The 13,057-nt window shown below is 46.6% G+C and carries 12 protein-coding genes; 7 read left to right on the top strand and 5 right to left on the bottom strand.

Translation table 11 applies throughout. From position 1 onward, the window contains the following. The first annotated feature begins 126 nt into the window (after positions 1-126). The 7 genes from E2R66_RS06050 to E2R66_RS06020 all read left to right on the top strand — a co-directional run bounded on the left by E2R66_RS06050 (position 127) and on the right by E2R66_RS06020 (position 7,287). Positions 127-2,676, top strand: coding sequence for a DUF5686 and carboxypeptidase-like regulatory domain-containing protein (locus E2R66_RS06050; protein WP_133227829.1), 2,550 nt, complete (start codon positions 127-129; stop codon positions 2,674-2,676). Positions 2,677-2,710: 34 nt separating this feature from the next. Continuing rightward, positions 2,711-3,427, top strand: coding sequence for a CDP-alcohol phosphatidyltransferase family protein (locus tag E2R66_RS06045; protein ID WP_133227831.1), 717 nt, complete (start codon positions 2,711-2,713; stop codon positions 3,425-3,427). Beyond that, a complete protein-coding gene (locus E2R66_RS06040) occupies positions 3,420-4,022 on the top strand; it encodes a DUF4833 domain-containing protein (RefSeq protein WP_158288345.1) in 603 nt (200 codons plus the stop codon). Before E2R66_RS06045 ends, E2R66_RS06040 begins: the two co-directional genes overlap by 8 nt. Before the next feature lie 5 nt (positions 4,023-4,027). After that, complete coding sequence (locus E2R66_RS06035; RefSeq protein WP_133227835.1) at positions 4,028-4,645, top strand: sterol desaturase family protein; 618 nt, start codon at positions 4,028-4,030, stop codon at positions 4,643-4,645. Position 4,646: 1 nt separating this feature from the next. After that, on the top strand, positions 4,647-5,585 hold the full coding sequence (locus tag E2R66_RS06030; RefSeq protein WP_133227837.1) for a phosphatase PAP2 family protein: 939 nt from the start codon (positions 4,647-4,649) through the stop codon (positions 5,583-5,585). Between the two features lie 221 nt (positions 5,586-5,806). Next, the gene (locus E2R66_RS06025) at positions 5,807-6,592 is read left to right on the top strand and encodes a hypothetical protein (protein ID WP_133227839.1); all 786 of its coding nucleotides are present in this window, start codon (positions 5,807-5,809) and stop codon (positions 6,590-6,592) included. Positions 6,593-6,711: 119 nt separating this feature from the next. Further along, entirely contained in the window at positions 6,712-7,287 is a 576-nt protein-coding gene (locus tag E2R66_RS06020) for a CAP domain-containing protein (protein ID WP_133227841.1), read from the top strand. 94 nt (positions 7,288-7,381) lie between these two features. Here the strand turns inward: E2R66_RS06020 and E2R66_RS06015 are convergent, their stop codons facing one another. The 5 genes from E2R66_RS06015 to E2R66_RS05995 all read right to left on the bottom strand — a co-directional run bounded on the left by E2R66_RS06015 (position 7,382) and on the right by E2R66_RS05995 (position 13,057). Further along, positions 7,382-7,678: a DUF1456 family protein gene (locus E2R66_RS06015; RefSeq protein ID WP_133227843.1), complete on the bottom strand. Its 297-nt coding sequence runs from the start codon at positions 7,676-7,678 to the stop codon at positions 7,382-7,384. 10 nt (positions 7,679-7,688) lie between these two features. Continuing rightward, positions 7,689-8,927: a beta-ketoacyl-ACP synthase II gene (gene fabF / locus E2R66_RS06010; protein WP_133227845.1), complete on the bottom strand. Its 1,239-nt coding sequence runs from the start codon at positions 8,925-8,927 to the stop codon at positions 7,689-7,691. Between the two features lie 71 nt (positions 8,928-8,998). Next, complete coding sequence (locus E2R66_RS06005; RefSeq protein ID WP_133227847.1) at positions 8,999-9,676, bottom strand: pseudouridine synthase; 678 nt, start codon at positions 9,674-9,676, stop codon at positions 8,999-9,001. Between the two features lie 4 nt (positions 9,677-9,680). Beyond that, positions 9,681-10,511 carry an MBL fold metallo-hydrolase gene (locus E2R66_RS06000; protein ID WP_133227849.1) on the bottom strand — a complete coding sequence of 277 codons (831 nt, stop codon included), beginning with the start codon at positions 10,509-10,511 and terminating at the stop codon, positions 9,681-9,683. Positions 10,512-10,651: 140 nt separating this feature from the next. Continuing rightward, on the bottom strand, positions 10,652-13,057 hold the full coding sequence (locus E2R66_RS05995) for a M1 family metallopeptidase (RefSeq protein ID WP_133227851.1): 2,406 nt from the start codon (positions 13,055-13,057) through the stop codon (positions 10,652-10,654).

Here is a 13,057-nt window from a genome sequence, read left to right as displayed (position 1 = left end):
AATTTTAAGGGTAGCAAGGTGTACGGGCTATGATGTGTACCGATTTTTGACTTTTTGACCACAATAGTCTGTAGGGTTTTTTACTTACCTTTGGCTTTGTATTTGTGTAACGAGCATGTTTACTAAATGATTTGTAAAAACACTTTTAAGCGTTTATTTTTTATTGCACTTTTATTTGTAAGCACAACGTTAGCTGCACAAAATACGGTGGTAACGGGCGTAGTTACCGATGCCGGCAATAAGAAACCTTTGGGCTTCGTAAGCGTTAGTTTTACGGGCAGCACCATCGGCACCAATACCAACGATGCGGGGCAGTTCAGCCTGCGCTCGGCAAAGCCATACACGCAGTTAAAAGTTACTTATTTAGGTTACAAAGATGCGGTAGTAGCAGTTGTGCCGGGTAAAGAGCAAGTAATCAATATCAGGCTATTCCCATCTGCGCAGCAGCTTAACGAAGTTACCATACAAGCCGGCAAACGGCCCAAATACACCAATAAAGATAATCCTGCAGTTGAGTTGATACGCAAGGTTATAGCCAATAAAGACAAAAACCGCCCCGAAAACTACAATTACGTAGAGTACAAAGAGTACGATAAGATGCAGTTCTCGCTCAGCAACTTATCTGATAAAATATCCGAGAAAAAATTCTTCCGCAAGTACAAATTCGTTTTCGAGAACCGCGACAGTACCAGCTACGCCGGCAAAAACCTGCTGCCTATTTACCTGGTTGAGAAGCTTTCGCAGGTATATTACCGTAAGAACCCCGAGGTTACCAAAACCGTTTTGCTTGGCGAGAAAGGCGTAAATTTTGGCCCTGCTGTTGATAACGAAGGCGTTGGCCAGTACTTTAAGCACCTGTATGAAAAGGTTGATATTTATACCAATAGCATATACCTGCTTGGCCGCCAGTTTTTAAGCCCGATAGCCGATGCTGCACCAACCTACTACAAGTTTTTCATTACCGATACCATCACCACAGCCGATAACAAAAAACTGGTTCAGCTGAGTTTTACGCCCCGCAACACCAACGATGTATTGTTCGAGGGCGATATTTATATCACGCTGGATGGCAACTACGCCGTACAAAAGGCAGGCTTAACCATCAACAAAAACATCAACGTAAACTTCGTGCGCTCGATGCATGTAGATCAGGACTTTGAGTTGAACCCCGATGGACGTTACCATCTCAGCAAAAGCAACACTTACGCCGATTTTGGCGTATCGGCCAACCGAAAGGGCGGCCTCTTCGGCATACGTACGCTTACTTACAAAAACTACATCGTTAATAAATACCAGCCCGATGTTTTATACACGCCTGATATAAACCTGGAAGACGACGAAGTAAAGCACCGAAGCGAGCAATTCTGGGCCGAGAATCGCCTGGATACCTTAACAACGGCTGAATCTAAAGTTTATAAGAATATCGATAGCCTCACGCACATGCCATCGTTCAGGCGCACGGCAGACCTGGTTACGCTTTTATTTGCTGGCTATAAAGGCTTCGGCAAATTTGAGGTTGGCCCAGCCAGTACCTTTTACAGCTTTAACCCTATCGAAGGTTTCAGGCTGAGGATAGGCGGGCGCACCACTCCCGAACTGAGCAAACGCTATTATTTTGAAGGCTACGGCGCTTACGGCTTTAAAGATGAGCGCTGGAAATACATGCTGGCTGCCACCTACTCGTTTAACGCCAAAAGTGTTTACAAATTTCCGCAGGACTACCTCCGCGTAAGCTTCCAGCGGGATACGAAGATACCCGGGCAGGAGCTGCAGTTTATATCAGAAGACAATATACTGCTGTCGTTTAAACGAGGCACCAATGATAAATACCTGTATAACGACCAGTATAAGATCGATTATGTACACGAGCTGGAGAACCACCTTTCGTTCAATTTCGGCGCGCGCAAATGGGTGCAAACCCCGGCGGGTTCGCTATACCCTTTCCAGAACGGGCCAAGCACCATATTCAACAACCTCACTACCACCGAGTTTTCGGCAGGCATTAGGTATGCGCCCAATGAGCAGTTTTACCAGGGGAAATTATTCAGGATACCGATCATTAATAAGTACCCTATCATCAGCCTTGATTATACCGCGGGTTTAAAGAATGTGCTCGACGGGCAGTACAGCTACCAAAAATTAAGGGCGCGTTTCGATAAGCGTTTTTACATTGCACCGTTCGGCTTCTCGGATGTAACGTTAGAAGGTGGTCGCATATTCGGCACCGTGCCTTATCCACTGTTGGATATCCACCGCGCCAACCAAACGTATGCCTACGTTATCGATTCGTACAACTTAATGAACTTTTTAGAGTTTGTGAGCGATAGGTATGCGAGCATCAATATCGATCAGCATTTCGGCGGGTTCTTCTTCAACAAGGTACCGTTGTTCAAAAAACTGAAATGGCGCGAAACCGCGTCGTTCAAAGCGCTGTACGGCGGACTGGGCAACAATAATAACCCGGCGTTGAATTCGTCGGTTTACCAATTTCCAACAGATGGTAACGGTGTGCCCATTACTTATGCACTTGGCAACAAACCTTATATGGAAGCAAGTGTTGGTGTTGAAAACATTTTCAAGTTTGTGAGGGTTGATTTGGTGAAAAGGCTATCGTACTTAGACCATCCGGACGTTGCCCCCTTTGGCGTTCGGGTTAAAATAAAGTTCGATTTTTAATTATTTGTAGTATTTTATTTATTTTTATTCTGAAATGGAACAGCAAACATCTATACGCACAAGCTTACAGCTTGGTATATATAAAATCATCGATCCGTTTGTTAAACTGCTGATTAAATTGGGTTTAACTCCAAATGCCGTTACTTCTATCGGCTTTATTTTGAACGTAGGCGTTGCAGCTATATTTATCATAGGCGGCGAAGACGGCGACCGCGCCAACTTGAGCTATGTGGGCTGGGCCGGCGGCCTTATATTATTTGCGGGCCTTTTTGATATGTTGGATGGGCAGGTAGCCCGTTTAGGCAATATGAAATCGGTGTTCGGCGCTTTGTACGATTCTGTACTTGATCGCTACTCGGAACTGATTATGTTCCTGGGCATATGCTATTACCTGGTATCACACCATTATTTCCTCAGCTCGATATTTGCTTTCATCGCGCTTATCGGCTCAATGATGGTGAGTTACGTACGCGCCCGTGCCGAAGGGCTTGGCGTAGAATGTAAAGGTGGCCTGATGCAGCGCCCCGAGCGCGTAATTACCATTGCGGTATTTGCAATTGCCTGTGGCGTGGCCTCAAACTACATCGGTGGCGATTACAAATTATGGATACCGGGCATACGTTTCCACGTGTTCGAAACCATGTCGATATTTACGTTCCCGATAGCTATACTGGCGGTATTAACAAATTTAACAGCCTTTAAACGCCTGGTAGATGCCAAAAAAGCATTATCAGAAACCGAAAATGAATAAAATCGGGGCAAAGCAGGCATTTGTTTTCCTGGTACTATTGGTAAGCCTTTGGCATAACGCCACGGCTCGTACTATAAGTACCCTGCAAACAGATACACCAAAAGTGCGTAAAGCTGCCGACGGTAGGGTTTACCCTACCCCGCCGCCCAACAGCAAGCGGTTATTTTACCTGCAACGCTCAACCAACATCAATGCCTTATCTTACGATATTAACATTGATGCCGGCACCGGTAAACCCAACGACGACGACCCGATACATGTATACTGGCTGAGGTATGCCGACGGTAATGGAGAACCATCCGAACTTACATTTGTACAGCGCAAATTTGCTTACGGGGTAACTGTGGCTAAAACAGGCGACGACAACTATGATATCAGAATTATGTCATACAAAAAATTTCCGCTCACGCTAATGAAGGGTGCTGACGGAAAATATCATATCTTCGCAACTGTAGCGCAAAAGCAGGCATCCCTTCAAAGTATTTTTATACAGATCGACGGTGGCTCCGTGTTTTCGCCAAACGTAACATATATTGAAATAAAAGGTGTAGACCCCGTGACAGGTAAAGAAGTTACAGAACGTTTTAAACCTTAAATGCTATGGCAAAAAATTTTGTATCAAATTCACAGGAATCTGTGAGGATGTTTAAGAGTAATTTATTAGAGAGCTTATCAAAGGTGCATTACTTTGTACCGCTTATTATTTTTATACCCGTTATTTTGGTGTGCAGTTACTTTGCATACGATAAAAATATTGGCGTGGTAAATTACATCTGGCTGTTTGTACTAGGCCTGTTCATCTGGACGCTTACTGAGTACATTATGCACCGTTTCGTTTTCCACTTTGTGCCAAAACAAGGTTGGGCATTACGTTTGCACTTCATTTTCCACGGCGTACATCACGATTATCCCAGCGATGCCAAACGTTTGGTAATGCCGCCATCGGCAAGCATACCGCTGGCCACGGGCTTTTACTTTCTCTTTAATGCCTTGCTGCCTGCAAACTATATTTTTGGCTTTTTCCCGGGTTTTATATTGGGTTACCTGGCGTACGATATTTCGCACTATGCCATACACCATTTCAATTTCAAAGGCTCGTTTTGGAAAAAGATAAAACAACACCACATGCTGCACCATTACCAGGACCCTACCAAAGGTTATGGCGTAAGTTCTCCGCTGTGGGACAAGATTTTTAATTCGGATTTTAGTAAGAAGTAGGATGGCTAATGCTGTTGATAGCGGCGTCCAGATCGATCAGAAAAGTATCAGTATTGTATCGGGTCTGTCGTTATTGTATTTGATTTTATCGTGTTTGCTGCTCGGCTTCAAGTCGGATCAGTTGGTACTGATCGGTATATTTAACGTGCTTTTCTACGCATCGGTAATTACGCGCAAGTTTATTTTAGGTTTCTCTATTTTTATCGTGTATTGGATAATCTTCGATTACATGAAGGCTTTTCCCAACTACAACTATAACGAAGTAGCCATAGACGGGCTTTACAATGCCGAAAAAAGCCTGTTCGGCATCCATTATAATAACACTATTCTCACACCAAACGAATATTTGCTGCTTAAAAGCAATACGTACACGGATATTTTTGCGGGCGTATTTTACCTTTGCTGGATACCCGTGCCACTGGGTTTTGCGGCTTACCTTTTCTTTCGCAACAAGCAGCAGTTTTTGTATTTCTCGTTAACATTCGTGGTGGTAAACCTGTTGGGTTTTGTAATATATTACACCTACCCCGCCGCGCCGCCATGGTATGTACAGGTACACGGCTTCAACTTTCATCCGCTTACACCGGGAAATACTGCTGGGCTGGCCCGCTTCGATAAATTTTTCAACGTAACAGTTTTCAAATCCATTTATGCTAAGGGGTCAAACGTGTTTGCGGCAATGCCCTCTCTGCACTCCTCCTACCCGGTTATCGTATTGTATTACGGTATCAAGAACCGGCTGGGTGCCATCAATATCTTCTTTGCAACGGTAACCGTTGGGATATGGTTCACAGCGGTATACGCCAGCCATCATTACGTGCTCGATGTTTTGGCAGGCATTACCTGTGCCAGCCTGGGGATACTGCTTTTCAACCTTATCCTTTCGCACTCGGCATGGCTTAAAAGGTCGCTCCTCAATTATGAAAAACTGATACAATAAACGCTGCGGGCTTTATTGTATAGTATAGGCTACTCTTATTTCATATTATTTATATATCGGCTGGCATTAATTGATATATTTTGCCCATTTTTACGCTACATATCAGGCACTTACAATCTATTGAATAAAAAAGCCCGGTATCTGCACTTAAGATACCTGTAATACCCATTTGGGGCATACTATTTGGGTAGCATTCAGTAAAAAAATCTATCAGCCAGCGGATGAAGAAAATTGTTTTACTTATTTTATTGATATCAGCCGCATTTAAGTTGCAAGCCGCACAGCAGCAGCAATTAAGCCCCGATACCTTGAAGCAGGAACTGCAAATCACTGCAGATTCATGTAAAGCCCCTATCTACACCCTCTTAGCCGACGTTTACCTCAGGTACGATACCGTCGCCAACCGGCGCAAACGCACCCTTTATCAAACAGAAGCACTCAATTATACCATGCAGGCCCTGCATTACTACAGCCGCTACAACGATTCGGCCGGCCTGCGGGTAAGTTTTGATAACCTGGCAAAAGTGTATTTTTCGCAGCGCAAGTTTAGCCAGGCCAAATGGTTCGTGCTCCAATCCAACAGCATATCGCGCATCAAGAAAGATACCCTCAACGTTATTACCTCGCTGGTAAAGCTTTCGATGGTAAAAATGGAAATAAAGGACTTCTCCCTCGCCATGCGCGATCTTAACGAAGCCCTCTCCCTGGCTATAGCCGGCCACATGCCGCAATGGGAAGCAACCGTGCAAAAAAACTTCGGCTTTTTATACAACCGTATGGATAACCCCGCAAAAGGAGCCATTGCTTTAAAACGCGCAGATGCCATACTGGATAGCCTTAAGCGCGACCAGGCCGTCAAAATGCTGGCCATACAACGCTTTGCGCGAGACACCATCGGAACTCGAACGATAGACTCCGCACTAAAAAAAAAAGTAGCGGTAACGGCAACCAGGAAGCCGGTGAAAGCCAAAAAGGCCCCCTTAAAAAAAGCGGTGGCCTCTTTATAGCCTTTGCGCTTGCAGTCATATTATTGATATTTTGGCTCCTGGCCCGGCGGCGTAAAAAATAAGCTCCCCTATTTCGCGTTAGGTTAAACCACAGGCCATCAACCCTGTCTGTGCCCTGTATGAGGACGTATTTTTTTGGCGCATCATTAATATTAGGCGTACTGCTGGTATGCGGCTTTACCTATACCGGGCTTGGTAACCGCGATGCCAATTTCAAACAGGAATTTTTAAGGCTGATTAATAAAACGCGTACGAAAGGCTGCAATTGCGGCAGCAAATGGTACCCGCCTGCCGCTCCATTAATTTGGAATGATCAGTTAGAGAAAGCGGCACAAGGCCATGCCGACGATATGGCCAGGCGCCAATACTTTAATCATACCAGTAAAGATGGCCGCAGTATGAGCGACCGCATTGTTTTTGCAGGCTACTTTTTTAAAGGTTACAGAAGCTTTATGGTGGGCGAAAACATTGCCATGGGCCAAAGCAGTATTGCCGAAGTGATGGCTGGCTGGTTCAAAAGCGAAGGCCATTGCCAAAACCTGATGAACCCGGGCTTTAAAGAAATAGGCGTTGCTGAAACCGATCATTACTGGGTGCAGGATTTTGGCGGCCGCGTTTCCTTTTCGCCCCAGGAGCAAAAAATGATCAAAGCAGGGAAATACCGCTTAGTTCAGAAAGAGGGCGATAAGCATTAGTGACAAATATCGAATAATGAATTCCGAACTCCCAATATCGATGGAGTTCCAGTTCATCATTCGATATTGGGCATTCGGTGTTCGATATTTTTGATTACGCTTTGCCTTCGCCTGGCTTGCCTTCTGCCGGTTTTGCGTTAGCGGCAGCTTCTTTATTCTTCTCGCGGTTATCAGGTCTTGGGCCGCGTTTGTAAATCACCAGGCCATTCAAAAAGTTACGCAGCAACTGATCTTTACAAGGCTGAAAGTTGGGGTGATCCTCGGCGCGGAAGATGGCGCTCAACTCGGTTTTGGTGGTACGGAAATTAGCGAGCTTTAATATCTCAATAATATCATCGTCGCGCAGCGAAAGGGCCACACGGAGTTTCTTCATTACATCGTTATTGCTCATATCCTTGTTGTTAAATCTTTTTAAATACTACCACGCCATTGTGACCACCGAAACCAAAGGTATTGCTTAATGCGGCATCTACACGTTTTTCAATGGCTTCGTTTATTACGATATTCAGTCCCTTCGGTATCTCCGGGTCGATGGTTTGGGTGTTGATGGTTGGCGGCACAATGCCCTCAATAATTGCTTTTAAGCTAATGATGGCCTCTACCGCACCCGCAGCGCCCAAAAGGTGCCCGGTTACAGATTTGGTTGCGCTTACGTGCAATCCGTCGTGCCCATCAAAAACGGCTTTGATAGCCTTAGCTTCGCTGATATCCCCCACCGGTGTAGATGTAGCGTGCGCATTTACGAAGCCAATATCTGTTGCGTTGAGGCCTGCATCTTCCAGGGCCAATTGCATGGCTTTTATCGCACCCTTACCTTCGGGATGCGTTGCGGTAATGTGGTAAGCATCAGAGGTCATGGCTGCGCCACCCACTTCGGCATAGATATGCGCACCGCGGGCTTTGGCGTGTTCGTATTCTTCCAAAACTAAAACGCCTGCACCCTCACCCATCACGAAACCGTCGCGCTCCACATCGAAGGGGCGCGATGCCTTGGTTGGCTCGGCATTACGGGTAGATAAGGCTTTTAAAGAATTATATCCGCCTATTGACGCTTCGCTGATAGGCGCATCAGAACCGCCGGTAACGATAACCTTAGCCTTACCAAACTTGATATAGTTAAAGGCATCCATAATGGCCGTATTGGCACTTGCGCAAGCCGAGGCCGTAGAAAAGTTGACACCCATAAAACCGTGCTTAATAGAGATTAAGCCTGCGGCCATATTCACCAGCGTTTTGGGGATGAAGAAAGGGTTGAAATGCGGCTCGAAATTCTTAGCAGCAAATTCTTTATACTGATGCTCAAAAGTATCCATACCACCTTGCGCTGTACCGAATATCACACCAATATCAAATGGCGACATCGCATTCGCATCTATCCCGGCATCGGCAATGGCCTGGTCGGCCGCTATCAAGGCATATTGGCTGTATAGGTCACTGCGTTTTATTTCGTTCCTATCCAGGTATTGGGCAGGGTTAAAATCGGCTATCTGCGTAGCGAAGCGCGTTTTGAACTTCTCGGGATTAAACCGGGTAATGGCTTTGGCCGGACTTATGCCCTCTACAATATTATTCCAAAACGTGGCAATATCCGTACCTGTAGCAGAAAAAACCCCAAGGCCGGTAACAACAACTCTTTTCATCAATTAAAATAACCGTTAAAATTTTAGTAGCGCAAAAGTACTACAGTAATATTTATTATTTTGTAAAATTTTCACCAGCCCATTATGGCCATGGCCGCAGCAAACCCCGGCTGTAGTGGTGCATCTATAACAACTTCCGCGCCAGTTATGGGGTGCGTAAAGCTGAGTTGAGCCGCGTGCAGCAGCATGGTCTCCATTTCCCATTTATCTTTAAATAGCTTGTTCTGCTTGTTGCATCCATGCGTGCGGTCGCCTATAATGGGGTGGAAAATATGCGCAAAATGCTTACGAAGCTGATGCATGCGCCCGGTTTGCGGAGTTGCCTGCACCAACGAATATCTTGAGGTGGGGTGCTTGCCCAGCGGCACTTCCAGTTCGGCGCGTTTTAGCGTAGTAAAACGGGTGAGCGCATCCTGCAGTGTGCCGTTCTCCTTACGCAGGGGGTAATCTATCTCCAATTCATCGGGCGTGTAGCCGCGCACTATGGCGAGGTATTTTTTGCTTACGCGATTTTGCATAAAGGCTTGCTGCATGGCAATTTCCGTTGGCTTATCAAAAGCAAAAAGCAGTACGCCGCCCGTTTTGCGGTCTATACGGTGCGCAGGGTTTACCTTTTTGCCGGTTTGATCGCGCAGCAATTGCAGGGCAAACTCTTCGGCATCGGCGGCTATGGATGAACGGTGCACCAGCAAGCCATGCGGCTTGTTGATGGCGATGAGGTAATCGTCCTGGTAAAGTATATCAAGCATTGGGTTATAGAGCAAATTGAAATTGGCCGGTTATTTGGTTAAGCGCTACTTGTTGGGCTATGGGCGCGCCAGCCGGGTAGATGGTGAATACTTCGCTCTCGTTATAACGCGAAGCAACGCTTACGTGGGTATTACCAGCGTGTTGCACAAAGAGCTGCAAAGCCAGTTCGGGGTCGTTGTTATCTTTGGAGAGGTGAGCCAATAACAAATGGCTCATGTAATGCGGCTTATGGTCGATAAAAAGCTGCAGGGCCTGCCTGTTTGATAAGTGCCCCTTGCCCCCGCGTATGCGCTTTTTAAGGTGGTATGGATAACGACCGCCTTCCAGCATGGCCTCATCGTAATTAGCCTCTAAGAATGCGGCGTGGCATTGGTTAAAGTGCTTGATCAAATGCTCGCAGGGCGCGCCTATATCGGTAAACACGCCAATACGGATATCGCCATCTGTAACCAGAAAACTATGTGGGTCAACAGCATCGTGGTGCTTGGGGAATGCGCTTACCTGCAGGCTACCTATACTTACGGGTGTATAAGCGTTGAGGCCAATGCAAAGCCCGGGCGGTAAATCGCCGCAATAACCTGCCGTACTATGGGTTGCATAAACGGGTATATTGTACTTGCGCGCCAGCACACCCAGGCCGCGTATATGGTCTGAATGTTCGTGCGAGATGAAGATGGCCTTAACTTTTTGCAAAGAAAGCCCGAGCCTGGCCATGCGCCGCTCGGTTTCGCGGCAGGATATGCCGGCATCTATCAGCACGGCCTCGCGCTCGTTGCCTACGTAATAGCAATTGCCGTTACTCCCCGAATTCAATGATGCTATAAAAACCGGCATAGCTTACAAAATAAAACATTTTGGCCGGTAATAGGAAACTTTGCCGAGCGGTATTTAGCTACTAAGCAAAAACAGCCGACTAATTCCTTAGCCGACTGTTGGTTTTATATATATTCGGTGGGGGGCCGAATGCTTTGTTATTATTTGCTGCCCGTAGCTACCTGCATAGGGTTTACACCGCTGGATTGGCCACGTGCCGGGCCGTTAGCGCCCACTTTTTGCTTAAACACCTGGAATTTACTCGGCTCGCCGCTTTTACCCCAGAAGTTGTTGGTTTCATCGATATCGGCTGTCTCGCGCATCGGGTCTAACTTAATAGATGCCACTTCCTTATCCAGCACGTAGAACTTGCTGCAATTTTTCTCGTTCAGGCGCCAAATCTGTACCGGGATACGGTCGGTATAAGTAGTACCATCGGTATACTTAAACTCTACGATGATTGGCATTACTAAACCGCCTTTGTTACTAAAGTTAAGCTGATACGCGTATTTAGAGCCATATTTTGCTTTATCATCCGCAGTAGGCACATCGGTTTCGAAAACCGGCGGGGTTTGCGCTTTAACCAGATTAGCAAATTTAACGGTATCTACACCAGCCAGTCCGCGTGCATATTTCCAGTAGAAATCGTGCGTAGCAGTATCCTTGTCAGTCTGGAAAACGATGCTCTTATCTGTACGGTTACGTATTTTGGAAATATCCTCGAAACTGTTTACAGACGGCGGGGCAATTTTAGGGGTAAACACGGTGCGTTTTGGCTGATTGTAAGTATCCAGTAAATCAGCTTTGCCCACTTTTACCGAATCTAAAGAGATATCAACCGGGTCGGTACCATAGAACCAACCTCTCCAGAACCAATCTAAATCCTCGCCACTGGCATCTTCCATCGTGCGGAACAAATCCGCAGGCGTTGGGTGTTTAAATGCCCAGCGTTTGGCGTATTCTTTAAAGGCATAATCAAACAGCTTGCGGCCCATGATGGTTTCGCGCAGGATGTTGAGCCCTGTAGCCGGTTTAGTATAAGCATTCGGCCCAAAGCGAACGATGTTCTCGGAGTTGCTCATGATAGGTTCCAGTTCGTTCTTAGGCAACTTCATGTAATCAACAATGGTGTACGCCGCGCCTTTTTTGCTTGGGAATTTATTGTCCCAAAGCTCTTCGGTAAGGTACTCCACAAAAGAGTTTAGGCCCTCGTCCATCCAGCTCCACTGCCGCTCGTCGCTGTTTACAATCATCGGGAAGAAGTTGTGCCCAACCTCGTGGATGATAACGCCGATCATTCCGTTCTTGGTGCTTTCGCTATAGGTTCCATCCTTTTCGGTGCGGCCATAGTTGAAGCAGATCATCGGGTACTCCATACCGTTTGATGCTTCTACGCTTTGCGCAACGGGATAAGGGTAGTTAATGCTGAAGTCTGAGTAGCTTTTAATGGTGTGCGCCACCAGCCTTGTAGAGTATTTGCTGTACAGGTTGTAGGCTTCCTTACCGTAGAAACTCATACACATCACCGGTTTGCCGGCCACATTTTGGCCCATGGCATCCCAAACGAATTTACGTGAAGATCCCCAGGCAAAATCGCGCACGTTATTGGCCTGGAAAACCCAGGTTTTCTTAGCAGCAGATGGTGCGCCTTCGGCTTTCTTAGCATCAGCAAGGGTTACGATCTCTACCGGTGCGGTTGATGTTTTGGCTTTATTGTAAAGGGCAAGCTTAGCCGGGCTTAATACAGCCGCGTAGTTTAAGCACTCGCCGGTTGCGCCAATCACGTGGTCGGCAGGTACAGTCATTTGTACGTGGAAGTTACCGAAGGTAAGCGCAAACTCGCCACGACCGGTAAACTGGTGATTTTGCCAGCCCTGGAAATCGCTGTACACGCAAAGGCGTGGGTACCATTGCGTCATAGTGAACAGGTAGTTACCATCGCCCGGGAAAAATTCATAACCACCACGACCGCCAACGGTGTTACGATCGGTTATCTTGTAGTTCCAATCGATGTTGAATATAAACTGCTGTCCCGATTTCAACGGTACAGGCAGCTCAATGCGCATCATGGTTTTGTTGATGGTGTAGGCCAGTTTTTTGCCGGTACCATCGGTAAGCTTGGTAATGATATCGCCCAGGCCGTTATCTGCATCGCTGTTGCGCACTTCCGTACGGTCTATACCTTGCAGCGTGGTTTGCTTAGGCATGGTAGAGCTGCTTTGGTAGCCGGAATTGTTTGTGGAGCTATGCTCATTCTCGTCAAGCTGCAACCAAATGTAGGTAAGTACATCGGGCGAGTTGTTGAAATAAGTAACCGTTTCGCTGCCTTTGAGCATCAGGTTCTTCTCGTCGAGCTCGCACTTGATGTTGTAATCGGCACGCTGCTGCCAATATTTTACGCCCGGCGCGCCGCTTGCCGTGCGTTGTTCGTTCGGCGTGTTGAGGATGGTACCCAACTGCTCGAATTTGTTGCCGTGATTACTGCCCGGGTTGTTCTGGATATCCTGTGCAAAGGATGCTCCAACGGTGCCCATCACGAATAAAATCCCTGTAAAGATCCGCTTCAT

This window comes from Mucilaginibacter psychrotolerans (assembly GCF_004519315.1).
GTDB lineage: Bacteria > Bacteroidota > Bacteroidia > Sphingobacteriales > Sphingobacteriaceae > Mucilaginibacter > Mucilaginibacter psychrotolerans.
This window is presented reverse-complemented; position numbering and strand designations above follow the sequence as displayed.